Source organism: Pseudomonas sp. NFPP28, from assembly GCF_900115535.1.
GTDB lineage: Bacteria > Pseudomonadota > Gammaproteobacteria > Pseudomonadales > Pseudomonadaceae > Aquipseudomonas > Aquipseudomonas extremorientalis.
Genome location: NZ_FOWT01000004.1, coordinates 230,072 through 249,047 on the forward strand (window position 1 = coordinate 230,072; position 18,976 = coordinate 249,047).

The 18,976-nt window shown below is 61.6% G+C and carries 18 protein-coding genes and 1 pseudogene; 12 read left to right on the forward strand and 7 right to left on the reverse strand.

What is annotated here, in order from left to right; all coding sequences use genetic code 11:
* Positions 1-93: 93 nt before the first annotated feature.
* Entirely contained in the window at positions 94-369 is a 276-nt protein-coding gene (locus tag BM110_RS12455) for a polyhydroxyalkanoic acid system family protein (protein WP_071492386.1), read from the reverse strand.
* A gap of 144 nt (positions 370-513) precedes the next feature.
* Between BM110_RS12455 and ubiE the strand changes: the two genes are divergently transcribed.
* The 12 genes and pseudogenes from ubiE to BM110_RS12510 all read left to right on the forward strand — a co-directional run bounded on the left by ubiE (position 514) and on the right by BM110_RS12510 (position 10,588).
* Positions 514-1,284 carry a bifunctional demethylmenaquinone methyltransferase/2-methoxy-6-polyprenyl-1,4-benzoquinol methylase UbiE gene (ubiE, locus tag BM110_RS12460; RefSeq protein ID WP_016972732.1) on the forward strand — a complete coding sequence of 257 codons (771 nt, stop codon included), beginning with the start codon at positions 514-516 and terminating at the stop codon, positions 1,282-1,284.
* Positions 1,284-1,907, forward strand: coding sequence for a ubiquinone biosynthesis accessory factor UbiJ (locus BM110_RS12465; protein WP_093513486.1), 624 nt, complete (start codon positions 1,284-1,286; stop codon positions 1,905-1,907). Before ubiE ends, BM110_RS12465 begins: the two co-directional genes overlap by 1 nt.
* Positions 1,904-3,508 (forward strand): ubiquinone biosynthesis regulatory protein kinase UbiB, encoded by a 1,605-nt coding sequence (ubiB, locus tag BM110_RS12470; protein WP_071492388.1) that lies wholly within the window; start codon positions 1,904-1,906, stop codon positions 3,506-3,508. The genes BM110_RS12465 and ubiB overlap by 4 nt, the downstream gene beginning before the upstream one ends.
* A 41-nt stretch (positions 3,509-3,549) precedes the next feature.
* A complete protein-coding gene (gene hisI, locus BM110_RS12475) occupies positions 3,550-3,942 on the forward strand; it encodes a phosphoribosyl-AMP cyclohydrolase (RefSeq protein WP_058423690.1) in 393 nt (130 codons plus the stop codon).
* Between the two features lie 2 nt (positions 3,943-3,944).
* Entirely contained in the window at positions 3,945-4,277 is a 333-nt protein-coding gene (locus tag BM110_RS12480) for a phosphoribosyl-ATP diphosphatase (protein ID WP_093513487.1), read from the forward strand.
* 26 nt (positions 4,278-4,303) lie between these two features.
* Positions 4,304-4,582, forward strand: a complete 279-nt coding sequence (locus tag BM110_RS12485; RefSeq protein ID WP_016979166.1) for a twin-arginine translocase TatA/TatE family subunit — start codon at positions 4,304-4,306, stop codon at positions 4,580-4,582.
* Positions 4,583-4,592: 10 nt separating this feature from the next.
* On the forward strand, positions 4,593-4,997 hold the full coding sequence (gene tatB, locus BM110_RS12490; RefSeq protein ID WP_093121394.1) for a Sec-independent protein translocase protein TatB: 405 nt from the start codon (positions 4,593-4,595) through the stop codon (positions 4,995-4,997).
* Positions 4,994-5,782 carry a twin-arginine translocase subunit TatC gene (gene tatC, locus BM110_RS12495; protein ID WP_058423693.1) on the forward strand — a complete coding sequence of 263 codons (789 nt, stop codon included), beginning with the start codon at positions 4,994-4,996 and terminating at the stop codon, positions 5,780-5,782. Before tatB ends, tatC begins: the two co-directional genes overlap by 4 nt.
* A complete protein-coding gene (locus tag BM110_RS12500; protein ID WP_093513488.1) occupies positions 5,779-6,486 on the forward strand; it encodes a 16S rRNA (uracil(1498)-N(3))-methyltransferase in 708 nt (235 codons plus the stop codon). Before tatC ends, BM110_RS12500 begins: the two co-directional genes overlap by 4 nt.
* A gap of 261 nt (positions 6,487-6,747) precedes the next feature.
* Positions 6,748-7,716, forward strand: a pseudogene (locus BM110_RS30125) (methyl-accepting chemotaxis protein); the annotation flags it as partial.
* A 144-nt stretch (positions 7,717-7,860) separates the two neighbouring features.
* Positions 7,861-8,574, forward strand: a complete 714-nt coding sequence (locus BM110_RS30130) for a methyl-accepting chemotaxis protein (protein ID WP_370468602.1) — start codon at positions 7,861-7,863, stop codon at positions 8,572-8,574.
* 106 nt (positions 8,575-8,680) lie between these two features.
* Positions 8,681-10,588 carry a methyl-accepting chemotaxis protein gene (locus BM110_RS12510; protein ID WP_093121397.1) on the forward strand — a complete coding sequence of 636 codons (1,908 nt, stop codon included), beginning with the start codon at positions 8,681-8,683 and terminating at the stop codon, positions 10,586-10,588.
* 3 nt (positions 10,589-10,591) lie between these two features.
* Here BM110_RS12510 and BM110_RS12515 read toward each other — a convergent pair whose 3' ends face one another.
* The 6 genes from BM110_RS12515 to BM110_RS12540 form a co-directional block, all read right to left on the reverse strand.
* Entirely contained in the window at positions 10,592-11,326 is a 735-nt protein-coding gene (locus BM110_RS12515) for an amino acid ABC transporter ATP-binding protein (protein WP_071492395.1), read from the reverse strand.
* The gene (locus BM110_RS12520) at positions 11,319-12,278 is read right to left on the reverse strand and encodes an amino acid ABC transporter permease (protein WP_093513489.1); all 960 of its coding nucleotides are present in this window, start codon (positions 12,276-12,278) and stop codon (positions 11,319-11,321) included. The genes BM110_RS12515 and BM110_RS12520 overlap by 8 nt, the downstream gene beginning before the upstream one ends.
* Before the next feature lie 131 nt (positions 12,279-12,409).
* Positions 12,410-13,207, reverse strand: a complete 798-nt coding sequence (locus BM110_RS12525; protein ID WP_071492533.1) for a transporter substrate-binding domain-containing protein — start codon at positions 13,205-13,207, stop codon at positions 12,410-12,412.
* Between the two features lie 219 nt (positions 13,208-13,426).
* A complete protein-coding gene (locus BM110_RS12530) occupies positions 13,427-14,227 on the reverse strand; it encodes a transporter substrate-binding domain-containing protein (RefSeq protein ID WP_092246342.1) in 801 nt (266 codons plus the stop codon).
* A gap of 186 nt (positions 14,228-14,413) precedes the next feature.
* Complete coding sequence (mdoH, locus tag BM110_RS12535) at positions 14,414-16,984, reverse strand: glucans biosynthesis glucosyltransferase MdoH (RefSeq protein ID WP_093121404.1); 2,571 nt, start codon at positions 16,982-16,984, stop codon at positions 14,414-14,416.
* Entirely contained in the window at positions 16,977-18,713 is a 1,737-nt protein-coding gene (locus BM110_RS12540; RefSeq protein WP_093513613.1) for a glucan biosynthesis protein G, read from the reverse strand. The genes mdoH and BM110_RS12540 overlap by 8 nt, the downstream gene beginning before the upstream one ends.
* Positions 18,714-18,976 lie beyond the last annotated feature (263 nt).

Here is an 18,976-nt window from a genome sequence, read left to right on the forward strand (position 1 = left end):
GCAGAATAGGGGGGAGGAACGGCCCACAGGAGTTGAGGGCTTGGGCACAAAGTAGGCGGGAAAATTAGAATCGGCACCCTAAGAACAATGGGATCACGCCAGCGCCTTATCCAGGGCCTTTTCGATTTCGGACTTGATGGTGCCACTCATGGCCGACATCAACAGCCCCAGCTCCACATCAATGCGCAGCGAATCCTCAGCGACTAATACCGTGCCTTTAACCCCCGAACGCTTGAGATTCAAGGTATCGCCGGACCACGACGGCTCCAGGCCGTATTGCTCCTTGAGTTTGTGCGCCAACTTGTCGGCCTTTGCCCGCGCGCCCTCTTTACCCAGGGAATGTGCACGCTCAACAGTTATACGGGCCATTGCAATGACTCCTCTTTATAGGGACTTGGATACCTTCGATGCGGCAAAAGGTCTCGCTGACCGCCCATCTTACCTTCAGCCTTGCCAAGACAAAGCAGGCCTTGGGGATTATCATGTCCCGCATTCTCTTTTGGTGACAGCGATATGACTGATCAGCGCAAAGGCAGCGATGCCGAACCCACCACTCACTTCGGCTTCAAGAACGTCCCGGAAAGCCAAAAAGCGGAAAAAGTCGCTGAGGTGTTCCACTCCGTGGCAGCCAAGTACGACTTGATGAACGACGTGCTGTCGGGCGGCATGCACCGCCTGTGGAAGCGGTTCACCATCGAGTTGTCGGGCGTTCGCCCCGGCAACCGCGTGCTGGACATCGCCGGCGGCACGGGCGATCTGGCGGCCAAGTTCTCCAAGCTCGTCGGCCCGACCGGCCAGGTGGTGCTGGCCGACATCAACAGTTCGATGCTCAAGGTCGGTCGCGATCGCCTGCTGGATAAAGGCGTGGCCGGCAATATCGAGTTCGTCCAGGCGGATGCCGAGAAGCTGCCATTCCCGGACAACCATTTCGACTGCGTGACTATCGCCTTCGGCCTGCGCAACGTGACCCATAAGGAAGACGCGATCCGCTCGATGCTGCGCGTACTCAAGCCGGGTGGCCGCCTGTTGGTGCTGGAGTTCTCCAAGCCGACCAATGCAGTGATGTCCAAGGTCTACGACACCTACTCGTTCGCCTTCATGCCACTGGTGGGCAAGCTGGTGCTCAATGACCCGGACAGCTATCGGTACCTGGCCGAATCGATCCGCATGCACCCCGACCAGGAAACCCTGAAGTCGATGATGGTAGAGGCCGGTTTCGACCGCGTGACCTACCACAACATGACCTCGGGTATCGTCGCCCTGCATCGCGGCATCAAGCCCTGATGCTGATCAAAGGCCTTCTCGCCAGCGTTGAACACGGCCTCAACCGTGTGCTGCGCCTGGACAGCACCGCCCTGGCACGGCTTGCGCACCTCAACGGTAAAGTCATTGCCGTCGATTGCCGCAGCCCCCGCTTGCAGCTGTTTATCCTGCCCAGCGATGAAGGCCTGATGCTTGCAACCCAGTGGGCCGCCGACGCCGACTGCACGCTGCGTGCGCCGGCATCGAGCCTGTTGCACCTGGCCCTGAGCCGCAACAAGACCGCCATCCTGCACAGCGCCGAAGTCGAGCTGGAAGGCGACAGCTCGGTGCTGATGGACCTCGCCGCCATCCTGCAGGACCTGGAACTGGACTGGGAATACGAACTGTCGCGCTGGATCGGCCCCGTCACCACCCAGTTGATCAGCGGGCACCTGCGCAGCCGTTCGCGCTGGTACCAGCAAGGGTTCGCCAGCCTCAACCAGAACCTCGCCGAATACCTGAGCGAAGAATCGCGCACCCTGGTCGGGGAGCGGGAAGCGCAAGCGCGCTTTCGTGAACTCGACAAGGCCAAAATCGACCTGGAACGCCTTGAGGCGCGCTTCGAGCGCCTGAGCCGTTCCCTTGATCCAAGCGATAACGCATGAAGCTGCTCGCCGTCCGCCGTTTGTTTCGTATCCAGCGCGTCGTAATCCGCTACCGCCTCGATGACCTGCTGTTCGCCCTGCCCCTGCCGTGGTTCCTGCTCGCCGTGCGCTATGTGCTGCCATGGCGCTGGTTCCCGCGCAAACAGCTGGAACTCAGCAGAGGCGCACGCCTGCGCCTGGCCTTGCAGGACCTGGGGCCGATCTTCATCAAGTTCGGGCAGATCCTCTCGACCCGCCGCGACCTGCTGCCCGAAGACATCGCCGACGAGCTGATGCTGCTGCAGGACCGCGTGCCGCCGTTCGACTCCCAGCAATCGATGAAGCTCATCGAAGAGCAACTGGGCAAGAAGATCAGCGACGTGTTCAGCCGTTTCGACGTCGACCCGCTGGCCTCGGCCTCGGTCGCCCAGGTGCACGCCGCGCAACTCAAGACCGGCGAAGAAGTGGTGGTGAAGGTGATCCGCCCCGGCCTCAAGCCGATCATCGGCCAGGACCTGGCGTGGCTGTTCATCCTCGCCCGCGCTGCCGAGCGCTTCAGCGCCGACGCACGCCTGCTGCACCCGGTGGACGTGGTCGCCGACTACGAAAAAACCATCTACGACGAACTCGACCTGCTGCGCGAAGCGGCCAACGCCAGCCAGCTCAAGCGCAACTTCGAAGGCTCGCCGTTGCTGTACGTGCCCCAGGTGTACTGGGACTGGTGCCGCCCGAAAGTACTGGTGATGGAGCGCATCTACGGCGTGCAGGTCACCGACCTCGCGACCCTGGCCGACCAGCGCACCGACATGAAGATGCTTGCCGAGCGTGGCGTGGAGATTTTCTTCACCCAGGTGTTCCGCGACAGTTTCTTCCACGCCGACATGCACCCGGGCAACATCTTCGTGAGCACGGTCAACCCGTGGAGCCCGCAGTACATCGCGATCGACTGCGGCATCGTCGGCAGCCTGACTCCGGAAGACCAGGACTACCTGGCGCGCAACCTGTTCGCCTTCTTCAAGCGCGACTACCGTCGTGTGGCGCAATTGCACATCGACTCGGGTTGGGTGCCGGCCGAGACCAAGCTCAACGAGTTCGAAGCGGCGATCCGCACGGTGTGCGAGCCAATCTTCGAAAAACCGTTAAAAGATATTTCCTTCGGCCAGGTGCTGATGCGCCTGTTCCAGACCGCGCGGCGCTTCAATATGGAAGTGCAGCCACAATTGGTGCTATTGCAGAAAACCCTGCTGAACATCGAAGGCCTGGGCCGCCAGCTGTACCCGGACCTCGACCTGTGGAACACCGCACAGCCGTTCCTCGAACGCTGGATGCGCGAGCGTATGAGCCCGAAAACCATGCTCGGCAACCTGCACAGCCAGATGGAGCAACTGCCGCATCTGGCCAACATGACCCGCGACCTGTTGGAGCGCATGTCCCAACCCCACGCCAAGGACCCGTCGCCGCCCTGGAAGAAGCCCAAGGACGACTGGTTCCTGCGCCTGCTGGGCGCCGCGCATCTGGTCGGCGGCGTCATGCTCGCCATTGGTGGCCCGCTGAACCCACTGGGCCACTGGCCGGCCGGCATCATGGTCGCCGTGGGTGTTTATCTGATCGTGCGTCGATAGCCAATCCGGTTATACACTGTCGCAAATTGCCGGAGCTGAACATGAAAGACTGGCTGGACGAGATCAAGTGGGACAGTGACGGCCTGGTGCCGGCCATTGCCCAGGACTACAAGACCGGGCGCGTGCTGATGATGGCCTGGATGAACCGCGAGGCCCTGAGCCTCACCGCCACTGAGCAGCGTGCCATCTACTGGTCACGCTCGCGTGGCAAACTGTGGCGCAAGGGCGAAGAGTCCGGGCACGTGCAGACCCTGCACGAGATGCGCATCGACTGCGACGCCGACGTGGTGATCCTGATGGTCGAGCAGATCGGCGACATCGCCTGCCACACCGGCCGTCACAGCTGCTTCTATCGCGTGTTCGAGAACGGCGAATGGAAAGTCGTGGAGCCGGTGCTCAAAGACCCGCACGCTATCTACTCGGCAGGACACTAGACATGAGCGATACCCTGAACCGTGTGGCCCAGGTGCTGGAAGACCGCAAAGGCGCGGACGCCGACAGCTCCTACGTCGCCAGCCTGTACCACAAGGGCCTGAACAAGATTCTGGAAAAACTCGGCGAAGAGTCCATCGAGACCATCATCGCCGCCAAGGATGCGCAGCTCAGCGGCGACTGCAGCGATGTCATCTACGAGACCGCCGACCTGTGGTTCCATAGCCTGGTCATGCTCGCCCAACTGGGGCAGCACCCACAGGCTGTGCTGGATGAACTGGACCGTCGCTTCGGCTTGTCCGGGCACGCCGAGAAGGCCTCGCGCCCGTCCACCTGAATAACCAAGACTAGAGGATACGCAGCATGGGCATTTTTGACTGGAAACACTGGATCGTCATTCTGGTGGTCGTGGTACTGGTATTCGGCACCAAGAAACTCAAGAACCTGGGCACCGATGTGGGCGAGTCGATCAAGGGCTTCCGTAAAGCCATGAACGACGACGAAAAGCCGGCCGACCCTGCCGTCAACCCCGTGCCTCCGGCGCAGCCTGTGCACCCGCAGGCGACCCAGCCAATCACCGAGCGTCGTACTTTCGACGTACAGGCTGAGAAAGTCGAAGAGCCGACCCGCAAAGACTCGTGAGCACTGACTAATGTTTGGTATCAGCTTCTCTGAACTGCTGCTCGTCGGCCTCGTGGCCCTGCTGGTATTGGGGCCGGAACGCCTGCCCGGTGCAGCGCGCACGGCCGGCCTGTGGATCGGGCGCCTGAAACGCAGTTTCAACGCCATCAAACAGGAAGTTGAACGGGAAATCGGCGCCGACGAGATCCGCCGGCAACTGCACAACGAGCACATCCTCTCGTTGGAGCAGGAAGCCCGCAAGATTCTGTCGCCCGTGCAGGAGCCTGCCAAACCGGTCGAACCTGCGGCTCATAACAGCATCGCGCCGACCGTTGAAGCCGCTCCCGTGGCACCCTCCGCGCCAACCGAGCCTGCGCCGACGCCTGCCGCGTCGCCCGCGCCCCATGACCCTACATTGCCGCCGCGAGCCCCATGAGCGCTGATAAACCGGAAAACGACCAGCACATGCCGCTGGTCTCGCACCTCACCGAGCTGCGTACCCGCCTGCTGCGTTGCGTAGCGGCCATCTTCATCATCTTTGCCGGGTTGTTCGCCTTTACCCAGCAGATCTACACCTTTGTCTCCACGCCGCTGCGCCAGTACCTGCCGGCCGGCGCGACGATGATCGCCACCGATGTGTCGTCGCCGTTCCTCACGCCGCTGAAGCTGACCATGATGGTCTCGCTGTTCCTGGCGATCCCGGTGATCCTGCACCAGATCTGGGGCTTCATCGCGCCGGGCCTGTACAAGCACGAGAAACGCATCGCGGTGCCGTTATTGGTGTCGAGCATCCTGCTGTTCTACACCGGCATGGCGTTCGCCTACTTCCTGGTGTTCCCGCTGATCTTCAAGTTCTTCGCCGCCGCCACCCCGGCCGGTGTGGAAATGATGACCGACATCACCAGCTACCTCGACTTCGTGATGACGTTGTTCTTCGCCTTTGGCGTGGCCTTCGAGATTCCGGTGGCCGTGGTGCTGCTGGTATGGATCGGCGTGGTCAACGTGGCGTACCTGAAGAAGATTCGCCCGTACGTGATCATCGGCTGCTTCGTGGTCGGCATGATCCTCACGCCGCCGGACATCTTCTCCCAGACCCTGCTGGCCGTGCCGATGTGGATGCTGTTCGAGATCGGCATCCTGTTCAGCAGCCTGATCAGCAAGCGCGGCGAACACCCGGACGACCAGCGCGACGACGACCAGCCGCCAGCGACCCAGCCGTGAACCTGTTGCTGCTGGAGGAGGCCGACTTCATCGCGGCCGACCGCGTGGTGCTGCGTGATCGGCGCCTGGTGCACATGCAGGAAGTCCACCGCGCCGCCGTAGGCGACAGCCTGCGCGTCGGCCGCATCGGCGGGTTGATGGGCAATGCCCAACTGCTGCGCCTGGAGGCCAGTGAAGCCGAGTTGCATGTGAGCTTCGACCAACCGCCGCCGGCCAAACTGCCGCTGACCCTGCTGCTGGCCCTGCCGCGCCCGAAGATGCTGCGCCGAGTGCTGCAGACCGTTGCGGCCATGGGCGTGCCCAAGGTGGTGCTGGTCAACAGTTACCGGGTCGAGAAGAGCTTCTGGCAAACGCCCTTCCTGGAGCCCGAGGCGATTCGCGAGCAATTGATCCTCGGCCTGGAACAGGCGCGGGACACGGTGCTGCCCGAGATCATTATCGAGAAGCGCTTCAAGCCGTTTGTCGAAGACCGCCTGCCGGCACTGGTTGAAGGTACCCTGGGCCTGGTCGGTCATCCTGGCGACTACCCAGCCTGCCCCCGCGGTCTCGACGAACCAGTGACTCTGGCGATTGGTCCCGAGGGCGGCTGGATTCCCTACGAAGTGGACCTGCTGGCCAAGGCCGGCTTGCAGCCGGTACAACTCGGCGCCCGCATCCTGCGCGTCGAAACCGCCGTCACCGCCCTGCTCGCCCGCCTCTTCTGACCGCCTAAGCAACCCTGTGGATTGCAGTGGGTCAGCTACAGATAAGCTGGATGACACACCGCTATCGGGGGCAAGCCCCCTCCCACATGGACACAGCTTCGCTACAGAATTGCGCGTGCTGGCCGATACCCTTTGAATAAGTCCAAGCCTTGTTCCAGGGGAGTTCGCAGCATGTATCGTTGGTTAGCCGAAAAGCTGGGGAATGTCAGCGTCAAAACCAAACTCGGCGTGGGCTTCGGCCTGGTATTGCTGCTCACGTTGATGATCACCTTCACCGGTTGGACCGGCTTGGGGGATGTCACCAGTCGCGGTGACAAGCTGGGTTATATCTCCAGCCTCAACGGGCTGACCAAGGACTTGCGCCTGGCGCGGCTGGACTTCGAAATGCGTCGCGGCGAACAAGGCACGGACGCGGTCAACGGCTTGATCGCCAAACTGGACAGCGGCCTCAAAACCGCCGCCGACCTGATCGAGCAACCCGCCGACAAGGCCCTGGTGGAACAGCAACAGGATGCCCTGAACCAATACAAAAAAGCCTTTGGCGCCATGGTCCAGGCCGGGCTCAAGCGTGAAGGTGCGCGCAGCAGGCTGGGCGACACCGCCGACAACGCCGTGGCCAAGGTCAGTGAGGTGGAAAAATCCCTGCTGCAAGGCGATAGCGTCACCCAGTTCAACAGCGTGGTCGACCTGAGCAAACTGATCCAGCAAGCGCGCTTCCAGGTGCGTGGCTACACCTACAGCGGCAAGGTCGAGGCCGAGCAACCGGCCCTGGATGCCATCGACAATGCCCTGAAGAAAATCACCGAACTCGAAGGACAACTGCCCGCGCAGTACCAGGCCAACCTGCAGGAGGCCAGCACTTCGCTGCAAGCCTACCGCGCTGCCGTCAGCCAGTACCGCGACTCCCAGACGGCCGCCGCTGCCGCGCTGAAAATCATGAGCGCCCAGGGCGACACTCTGCAGAGCCACAGCGAACAACTCACCACGTCGCAAACCGTGGTGCGCGACACCGACGCCGCACATGCCAAGCAACTGTTGCTGCTGGCGACCGTGCTGGCGCTGATCTTCGGCCTGGTGGCCGCCTGGGCCATCACCCGCCAGATCATTCTTCCGCTGAACCAGACGCTGCAGGTGGCCGAACGCGTGGCCTCCGGCGACCTCAGCCACAACCTCACTTCCGTGCGCCAGGATGAACTGGGCCAGTTGCAACGCGCCATGCAAAGCATGACCGTCGGCCTGCGGGAGCTGATCGGCGGGATCAGCGAAGGTGTCACCCAGATCGCCAGCGCCGCCGAGCAGCTGTCGGCCGTGACCGAACAGACCAGTGCCGGCGTCAACAGCCAGAAGGTCGAGACCGACCAGGTCGCCACCGCCATGAACGAAATGGCCGCCACCGTGCAGGAAGTCGCGCGCAACGCCGAGGAAGCCTCTGAAGCGGCCGTGGCTGCCGATCAACAGGCCCGTGAGGGTGACAAGGTAGTGGGTGAAGCCATCGCCCAGATCGAACGCCTGGCCACCGAGGTGGGCAACTCCACCGTTGCCATGGGCGACCTGAAGCGTGAAAGCGACAAAATCGGCAGCGTGCTTGATGTGATCAAGTCCGTTGCCCAGCAAACCAACCTGCTGGCCCTCAACGCCGCGATTGAGGCCGCACGTGCCGGGGAGGCCGGGCGAGGCTTCGCCGTGGTGGCGGATGAGGTGCGCAGCCTGGCCCAGCGCACCCAGAAGTCCACCGAAGAGATCGAAGAGCTGATCGTCGGCCTGCAGAGCGGCACCCAGCAGGTCGCGACCATCATGGACAACAGCCGTGGCCTCACTGACAGCAGCGTCGAGCTGACCCGTCGCGCCGGCAGCGCGTTGGCGAGCATCACGCGCACGGTCTCGACCATCCAGGCGATGAACTCGCAGATTGCCACTGCCGCAGAACAGCAAAGTGCGGTGGCTGAGGAGATCAACCGCAGCGTATTGAACGTGCGCGATGTGTCGGAACAAACCTCTTCGGCCAGTGAAGAAACCGCCGCCTCCAGTGCCGAGCTCGCACGCCTGGGCATTTACCTGCAGACACTGGTGGGGCGCTTCCGCATCTAATCAGCACCTTGTGAAATTTCCTACGCAGTTATCAGCCCAGCAATACTCCGAATCGAATTAGCGTTTCTTTTGTCGCGAAACGCTTTTTCAGATTTGGAGGTTCACCATGCTTCCTCTACTGACCCGTTGGCTGGTCAATGCCAGCGTCCGCCTCAAGCTCGCCCTGGGGTTTGGCCAGGTGCTCATGCTCAGCTTCGCCATCGCCGCGACCGGCTGGCAAGCCCTGAATGCGGTGTTGTTCCGCTCAGGCAACCTGACTGCCTTGAGCCAACTGTCGGTTGTCGCTGAAGCCATGCGTGCGGACCGTATCGTGTACCGGACCCTGGCGGACACGGCCAGCCTGGACAAAATGAAGAGGCAGGTCGTTCAGATCGATGAGCACCTCGGCTTCCTGTCAACCCATCTGAAAGACCCAGCCGACTTGCAGCGCGTCCAGGAAGCGGAACGCCTGTCGGCCAGCTTCAAGGCGGCGCTGGTGGAGCTGCCGCCGTTGATCCAGGCGCGCGAAAACTTACGCTCCCCCCTCCACGCGACAGCACTCCAGGCCAGCGACACGCTCGCACAACTGGCCAGCGAACTGCCTGACCAGCAGGACCAGCAGGCACTGGATGCCATCGAGAACCTGCGCCAGGCTATGGAGCAAGCCGAGGACCGCGCCCGAAGCCCCGCCTGGGCGGAGGAGTCGCTGCAAGCCTACGCCGAAGCCGTCGGCCAGGCCCTCGATGCCCTGGACATTGCCCAAGCGGCCGTGACAGACCTGCCGATCGATTCCACCTTGCTTAAAACCGACCTGGCGAACTATCGCGCGCAGTTGATCAAGCTCAAGGACGCTCAGCTCACCACCGAAACTGCGCAAGGGCGGTTTGAAACGCAGCTCAACCAGTTGCTTGAACACAGCGAAGCGGTGAGCAATGGCCAGATTCTCAAGCGCGGTAAGGAAGCCGACTACACCCGGACACTGCTCATCAGCGTCACGGTGGCTGCCCTGCTGCTCGGTGCCCTTGCAGCCTGGTGGATCGCCCGCCAGATCGCCGTGCCGCTACGCCAGGTGCTGGTGTCTGCCAACCGCATCTCCCAGGGCGATCTCAGCCATGAGATCCAAGTGGAACGCCGCGATGAGTTGGGGCAATTGCTGCGAACTATCAGCGACATGAACCGCAACCTGCGCAGCCTGATCAGCGGCATCGGCGACAGCGCCCGCCAGGTCGCCAGCGCCGCCACACAGCTGTCGGCCGTTACCGAACACAGTCACACCGGCATCAACCACCAAAAAGACGAAACCGATCAAGTGGCAACCGCCATGAACGAAATGCTCGCCACCACACAGGAAGTTGCCCGGCACGCCGAGCAAGCGTCGATCGCGGCGAACGAAGCCGATCTGCAAGCCAGCGCCGGGGAGAAAGTGGTGACCCAGGCCGTTGAGCAGATAAGCCAACTGGCAGATGAGATGGCCCTCGCGGGCCGGGCGATGCTGGCGTTACAGCAAGAAAGCCGGAAGATCGGCAGTGTGCTGGACGTGATCAAATCGGTGTCCCAGCAGACCAACCTGCTGGCGCTGAACGCCGCCATCGAAGCCGCACGCGCGGGCACGGCCGGCGAAGGCTTTGCGGTGGTGGCCGATGAAGTACGCAGCCTTGCACAGCGCACCCAGGAATCGGCCGAAGAAATCGAAGGACTGATCCAGGGGTTGCAGACCGGCACCCAGCAAGTCGCCGACATCATGGACAGCAGCCGCAGCCTGACCGACTACAGTGTCGGGCTGACCCGCGACGCAGGTGACGCCTTGGCGGCGATTGCGCGCACGGTCTCGGTGATCCAGGAAATGAACCCGCAGATTGCCGCAGCGGCCGAACAGCAAAGTGCAGTGGCCGAAGAGATCAATCGCAGTGTGTTGAAGGTGCGGGATGTGTCGGAACAGACCGCCGCCGCCAGCGAGGAAACGGCGGCGGCGAGTGTCCAACTGACCAAACTGAGCCTGGACTTGCAGACGCTGGTCGGCAAATTCAGGCTCTGAGTCTTACAGAACCTGGCGCAGGAACGCCTGGGCCCGTGGGTCTTTGGGTGCATCGAAGAACTCGGCCGGGGCGGCATCTTCGAGCAACTTGCCATGGTCGAAGAACAGCACGCGATCGGCCACCTCACGGGCAAAGCCCATTTCGTGGGTGACGCAGACCATGGTCATGCCTTCCAGGGCCAGGGTCTTCATCACGTCCAATACTTCGCCGACCATTTCCGGATCCAGCGCCGAAGTGGGTTCGTCGAACAGCATCACCTTGGGCTCCATCGCCAGGGCCCGGGCAATCGCAACCCGTTGCTGCTGGCCGCCGGACAGGCGTGACGGAAATTCATTGGCCTTCTGTGCAATGCCGACCTTTTCCAGCAGCGCCAGGGCCTTGGCCTCGCGCTCCTGCTTGCCGCGCTTGCGCACGACTTTTTGCGCCAGGCACAGGTTCTCCAGCACGGTCATGTGGGGGAACAGGTTGAAGTGCTGGAACACCATGCCGACTTCACGGCGATAGGCGTTCACATCGGTCTTCGGATCAGCCAATTGCAAGCCGTCGATGCTCACTGAGCCGGAATCGAACTCTTCCAGGCCGTTAAGGCAGCGCAGGAAGGTGGACTTGCCGGAGCCGGAGGGGCCGATCACCACCAGCACTTCGCCCTTGGCCACATGCGTGGTGACGTGGTCCACCGCGCGGACCACATGGCCGCGGGTGTCGAAGACTTTTACCAGATCGCGGACTTCAATCACTTTGTGCGAGCCTCCGCTCAAGCCGGCTGGCCATTTTCGACAGCGGCAGGTTGATCAGCAGGTACAGGCCTGCAACACAGAACAGGATTTCAAACGGTGAGAACGAGGTGGTGATGACTTCACGACCGCTCTTGAGCAGCTCGGTAATCGCGATCACCGACACCAGGGACGTGTCCTTCACCAGGCTGATAAATTGCCCGGCCAACGGCGGCAGCACACGCTTGAACGCCTGCGGCAACACCACGTGGCGCATCGACTGGCTGGCACTCAGGCCCAGGGAACGGGCAGCTTCGTTCTGGCCACGGGTGATGGACTGCACGCCGGCGCGGACGATTTCCGCCACGTAGGCACCGGTAAACAACGACAGCGCCGCGATGCCGGCAAACTCCCGGGACAGGTTGAGCACCGTGCCGATAAAGAAATAGAAAATGAAGATTTGCACCAACAGCGGCGTACCGCGTACCAGTTCGACGTAGATCGTCGACAGATCCCGCAGGGTCGGGTTGCTGGACAAGCGACACAAACCGGTGGCCAGCCCGATCGCCAAACCGAGGATGCCGGACACCACCGACAACCACAGCGTGGTCCACAAGCCCCACATCAACGGGCCCAACGCCCACTGCCGGGTCACGCCGACCACATCGCCTTCAGCCACATCGTCGCCACGGGCCACCTGCAGGCTGTTGTCGGCCACGGTCAGCTTTTGCTCGGCGCCCGCGTCGTTGCGCAGGGTCACCTCGGCCACATCGCCTTTGCGTACCAGCTCGACCACGGTGGAGATGTCAGCGGCGCGCTGGGACGTTTCGGCTTGGTAGGCGAAGTATTGCGGTACACGGTTCCAACGCCACTCGTAGGACATCAGCGAAGTGGCGTAGTACAAGGCGCCGGCCAGGCCGACCAGCACGACCACGGTCAGCAGGTGCCAGGGCCATTTGGCTTTTTTCTGTTTCATTTGACTTTCCGCGATTTGTGTTGCCTGTGAGGCCGCCATCGCGGGCAAGCCCCCTCCCACATGTTGATGTGTGAACACCGTCAAATGTGGGAGCTGGCTTGCCTGCGATACAGGCAACTCGGTCTGAAGCGTTATTCCATGTCCTTGAGCCACTCGGAGCTCTTGAACCACTTGTCATGGATGCGATCGTAGGTGCCGTCGTTACGGATCTGGTGCAGGAAGTTGTTGATGAAGTTGATGCTGTCGTAGTCGCCCTTCTTCAAACCAAACGCCAGCGGTTCGAAGGTGAAGGGTTCTTCCAGGAACACCAGCTTGCCGTTACCGACTTTCTTCTCGGCGACCACGTTGTACGGCGCGTCATACACAAAGGCATCGGCCTTGCCGTTGACCACGTCCAGCACGCCTTCCTGCTCGTTGTCGTAGCCGTGGTACTTGGCCTTGGAGATCAGCTTCTTGGCGACCATTTCGCCGGTGGTGCCCAGCTTGGAGGTGAGGCGGTATTTCTCGTCGTTCAGGTCTTTGTAGGACTTGACGGTGCCTTCCAGCTCCTTGCGGATCAGCAGGGTCTGGCCGACCACGATGAAGGGTTCGCTGAAGTTCAGGCGCAGGTTGCGTTCCTGGGTCAGGGTCATGCCGCTGCCGATCATGTCGAACTTGCCGGTCAGGAAGGCCGGGATGATGCCGTCGTAGCCGGTGGAGACCAGCTCCAGCTTGACGCCCATGGACTTGGCCATGGCCTTGAGGATGTCGACTTCGAAACCGATGATTTCGCCGCGTTTGTCTGTCATTTCGAACGGCATGTAGGTCGGGTCCATGCCGACCTTCAGCGTACCGCGCTTGACGGCATCGTCGATCGCGCCGGCCTGGGCCGCATTGGCCGCGACCAGCGCGGTGACGCCGAGCAGCAGCATCGAAAGATACTTTTTCATCATCAAGTCCCCTGAACCATTCTTATAAGGTCGGCGCGCAAAAGGGCTGCACCATTTCGGGGTGCGATCCTAACCCACTCGTCTGCCGTCACAAAGGTTTCACGGCTATTTGTTGTCGGCGTATGTCGGAAAAGCCCCACAACACTGCAGCAAAGCGCAGGGGTAGACACTCGCGAAGACAGCCCGGGCAACGGATTGATATGTAAGCAGTTATGACTTTCAGTCGATTTCCACCAGCCAGTCGGTGTCTTTAAACCACTTGTCGTGCAAGCGATCATAGGTCCCGTCCTGCGCTACCTGATTGAGGAAATGGTTGATCCAGTTGAGGCTGTCGAAATCACCCTTTTTCAAGCCGAACGCCAGGGGTTCGAAGGTGAAGGGTTGTTCCAGCGCCAACAGCGTGCGGTTTTCCGGGCGGCTCAGGGCGATCAGGTTGTAGGGGGCGTCATGAATAAAGGCGTCAGCCTTGCCCTGCACCACCTGGCGCACCCCTTCCTCGGGCGTGGCAAAACTGCTGATCCGAGCCGCCCCCAGAAACCGTCGGGCCGCAGCCTCGCCCGTGGTGCCTTCGGTGGCAGCAATTCGGTAGCTGGCGTCGTCAAGGTCTTCGACACCGTTGACCTTGCCCGCAAGGCTTGGGTGCAACAACACCGACTGGCCAACGACGATGAACGAATCGCTGAAATTCAACTTGAGGTTACGTTCCTGGGTGACGGTCATGCCGCTGCCGATCAGGTCGAATTTCTTCGCCAAGAGCCCCGTAACCAGTTCGGTGTAGGGCACCGCGACCAGCTCAAGCTCGACCCCGAGGGACTGGCTCATGACCTTGAGCAGGTCGATTTCAAAACCGACGATGCGCCCCTGTTTATCGGTCATTTCGAAGGGCACGTAAGTGGGTGTGGTGCCGACTTTCAGCACGCCGCGCCGAACGGCGTCATCGATTGCACCGGCCTGGGCCAGGCCCATGTGAATGAAAGCGACAGCGCCGATCAGCAGCGCCGAACCATACCGTTTGATCATGAATCCCCCCGCACCAAGTCAAATTCGGGGGCGATGCTAACGCAGCCACGCGCACGGCAATACGCCTCGAACGAGGGTCTTTTGTTTCGAAAAAACAAGGGGTTAACACAAAGAAGGAAGAACCGGGAAACGCTGTAGGATCAGCGCTTGAAGCACCCCCGAGGTGAGCCCTCGGGGGTATCCGAATCAGGCCGGTTGGGCCTGGGACGACAGCGGTTTCAGCGGCAGCAACGGTGCATGCGGATCTGCCTTGATCGAGTTCCGCCAGGCGGCGAGCCACTCGGCGTGACCTTCGCTCCAGACCTGCTCGTGCAGGCGAGCCAAGGCGACCGGGTCGCTGAGCAACGCCAGGCGCTCGCCGTTGTTGAGGCCGGCAGGGCCGACTTTCAACGCGTGGCGCACACGCTCGGTACGCAGGTACTCGATCGGCTCGGCCTGGGCGTGACGCGAGGTTGCCAGGGCGCAAGCCAAAGCGTTCTGCTGCGGATCGACCACCGAGCGCACAAAGCCGTCATTCAGCGCGTGCCAGCGGTTTTCGTGGGTGTACTTGTCGGTGGACAGCAAGGCTTGCGGCGGGTTGTATTCCTCAGGGATCAGGAACAGGCTCTCGTCGCGAGACTTGAGGCCCAGCCCGACACGGCTGGAAATCACCGACACCGGGATCGACAGCATCAGCGAACCGACGATCGGCACCAGCCACCACAGGAAGCTCGGGTTCAACCACACCACCAGCAGCGCCCACAGGAAGCCCAGCACGGTTTGCGGACCGTGGCGCTTGACCGCCTCGCTCCACGGGGTGGAGTCGTCGTCACGTTGCGGCGAGTTCCAGGTTGCCGCCCAGCCGAGGAATGCGGCGAGCACGAAGCGGGTGTGGAAGATCATCCGCACCGGCGCCAGCAGCATGGAAAACAGCATCTCCAGCAGCATCGACAAGGTCACCTTGAACTTGCCACCGAACTCTTTCGCGCCCTTGGCCCAGATCAGGATGATGCTCAGCAGTTTGGGCAGGAACAGCAGCACGATGGTGGTGGAGAACAGCGCTACCGCCTTGTCCGGATGCCATTGAGGCCACAGCGGGTACAACTGACGGGGTGCCATGAAGTACTGCGGCTCCATCAATGTGTTCACCGCCAGCAGGGCCGTGGACAGCACCAGGAACAGGAACCACAACGGCGCCGACAGGTAGGACATCACACCGGTCAGGAACACGGCACGGTGCACCGGGTGCATGCCTTTGACGAGGAACAGGCGGAAGTTCATCAGGTTACCGTGGCACCAGCGACGGTCACGCTTGAGTTCATCCAGCAGGTTCGGCGGCAGTTCTTCATAGCTGCCCGGCAGGTCGTAGGCAATCCACACGCCCCAGCCGGCACGGCGCATCAGCGCAGCTTCTACGAAGTCGTGGGACAGGATGGAACCGGCGAACGCGCCCTTGCCCGGCAATGGCGCCAGGGCGCAGTGCTCGATGAACGGCTTCATGCGGATGATCGCGTTGTGACCCCAGTAGTGGGATTCACCCAACTGCCAGAAGTGCAGGCCGGCGGTGAACAGCGGGCCGTACACACGGGTGGCGAACTGCTGCATGCGCGCATACAGGGTGTCCATGCCCGACGCACGCGGCGCGGTCTGGATAATCCCGGCATCCGGCGTGGCTTCCATCAGGCGCACCAGGCTGGTCAGGCATTCGCCGCTCATCACGCTGTCGGCGTCGAGCACGACCATGTATTTGTAGTCACCGCCCCAGCGACGGCAGAAGTCGTCGAGGTTGCCGCTTTTACGTTTGACGCGACGGCGACGACGGCGATAGAAGATCTTGCCGAAACCACCGGCTTCGCGGCACACGTCAAGCCAGGCTTGCTGTTCGGCGATGCAGATGTCGGCCTCGTTACTGTCGCTGAGCACGAAGAAGTCGAAGCGATCCAGGTCACCGGTGGCGGCGACTGACTCAAACGTGGCGCGCAGGCCTGCAAACACCCGGGGCACGTCTTCGTTGCAGATCGGCATCACCAGCGCGGTGCGGGCGTCTTTCGGGATCGGCTCGTCGCCGGCACTTTTACCGGAGATGCGGTATTTATCATGACCGGTGAGCAATTCCAGGAAGCCCATCAACGCAGTCCAGAAACCGGCCGACACCCAGCAGAACAAGATGCCGAACATGATCAGGATGCTGGTTTGCAGGGCGTACGGCAGTACCTGGGTCGCGGTTTGCAGCAGGGTCTGGTTGCGGATCTCGTCGAAGTCGACCAGCGACCAGCCCTGGTAAGGCATGATGCCTTTCATGTACCAGCCGGCCACGAGGGTCTGGCCGATCATCAGCACCAGCAGGATGTAGCGGCGGATCGAACCGACGGTACGCCAGCGGGCAGCCGGCAATACGCGCTCGTCCTTCGGCGGGGCCGGCGGGTTGCTGCGCCCGGTGATACGGCGCCAGCCACGCACCAGGATATTGGTACGCCACGGCTCCGGGACCACGCGAGTACGACGGATCGGCGGGGTGGCCTTGAGGCACACGCGGCCTTCGGCATCGAGGGCCAGCATTTCGGCGTCCTGCAGCTCTTCGGCGGTGCTGAGGGTCAACCGCGTGCCCACCGACGCCTGGGCGGCGTCGATGGGCGCGTCGAAGGTCTTCGACGACAAGCGCTCGTGCAACTCGCTGAAGGAGGTGCAGCCCGCCAGTTCGGCGCGCTGCTCAGCGGTCATGGGCAGATGCGCCAGATACTCGGAGAGGGTCTCTGGCTGGATTTGAGAATTACTCATCGGCAGGCAACTGATAGCTCCAGGTTTCGGTCAGGACTTGTTCGGTCTTGATCGGCTCCGGCGTGGCTGGGGCAGCTTCTGGCTGCTTGGCTTCCTTGTCTTTGGCGTCTTTCCTGGCCTGCTTCTCGTGTTGCTTGGCCAGGACCTTGTCGGCCTTGAGCACGTGGCTCGTGTCCTGCTCAGGGGCCGGAGGCGGAACGTCCTGCACCAGCGCTGCGCGCATTTCGGTCGGCTTGCCTGCGTCCTTGATCTTCATGCGCAGGGTCAGGCGCCAGCCTTTGGTGTGCTCGTTGTAGCGCACGCTGTTTTCAACCAGTTCGGCGTTGTCGCTGACGCTCACCTGGCTACGCACTGCGGCATCCGGCGGCAGGGCCTTGAGAGACGGGCCCTCGAAGTCCACCAGGTAGGCCACGCTGCCATCCGGCTGGCGGATCAGGTTCGATTGCTTCACGTCACCGGTGGAACGCAGGGTCTGCTTGACCCAGGCGCTGTCGGCCGGGTGCAGGGCTTTTTCGTCCATGGTCCAGTGCAGGCGGTACGAAACGTCCAGCGGCTGGCCCACTTCCGGCAGTTTTTCCGGGCTCCAGAACGCAACGATGTTGTCGTTGGTTTCATCGGCCGTCGGGATCTCTACCAGGTTGACAGTGCCTTTGCCCCAATCGCCTTCAGGCTCGATCCAGGCGCTTGGGCGCTTGTCGTAGTTGTCGTCCAGGTCTTCGTAGTGGCTGAAGTCGCGACCGCGTTGCAGCAGACCGAAACCTCTCGGGTTCTCGACGGTGAAGTTGCTGACCGACAGGTGTTTAGGGTTGTTCAGTGGGCGCCAGATCCACTCGCCGTTGCCGGCATGGATCGACAGGCCGCTGGAATCGTGCAGCTCACGACGGTAGTTGAGCACCTTGGACGGCTGGTTCGCACCGAACAGGTACATGCTGGTCAACGGGGCAACGCCCAGCTTGCTGACCTTGTCGCGCAGGAACATCTGGGATTTCACATCGACAATGGTGTCGGTGCCCGGACGCAGGATCAGACGGTAAGCACCGGTAGCCCGTGGGGAGTCCAACAGGGCAAAGATCACCAGTTGTTTTTCACCCGGTTTTGGACGTTCGATCCAGAACTCGGTGAAGCGCGGGAACTCTTCGCCGGACGGCAATGCCGTGTCGATCGCCATGCCACGGGCGGACAAGCCATAGGCCTGGCCCTTGCCGACCACGCGGAAGTAGCTCGCGCCCAGCATGGTCATGATTTCGTCTTGCTTGTCGGCCTTGTTGATCGGGTACAGCACACGGAAGCCGGCATAACCCAGCTGTTCGGTGGCCTTGGGATCAAACTTCACGTCGCCGAAATCGAAGCGCGTCGGGTCGTACTTGATTTCCTGGACGCTGTCGGCGGTGACTTCGTTGATTTTCACCGGTGTATCGAAATGCATACCCTGGTGATAGAAGGACAGCTTGAACGGGGTGTTCTGATCAGCCCACTCGGCTTTTTCGTTGCGGAAACGAATCTTCTGGTAGTCCGCGAATTTCATTTCGCGGAATTCATTCGGCAGATTGCTGCGCGGAGCTTCGTATTTCTGTTCGGCCAGCTCTTTTGCCTTGGCCGACACATCATCCAGACTGAATGCCCACAGTTGACCCGCGCCGAACAGGCAAAACAGGGCGGAGCCCGTCACCAGTGCGTTTCGTAACCGTTTGGCAGACAATTTTGGTGCATTACAGGGACTAACAATCACGAGCAACCCTCGCCGAAAACAGATCAAAAAACCAACGGCCAGCTATCTATATGCCAGGTTGGCGAGCATTGTTCCGACTCCCCGGGGGCAAAATGATTCCCCATTGGTTGTCGGACAAGTCTCTACCTAAGTCAAAAATGGACCAAACAACGCTGATCCCCGTAGCGCGCGATTATCTAGTAGCCCGCGAGACAACGCATCAGGGACAACGAAGTATTTGTAGCGAAACCCTGCGTTTTTAGGCATTAAAAGTCGTTTTTAAT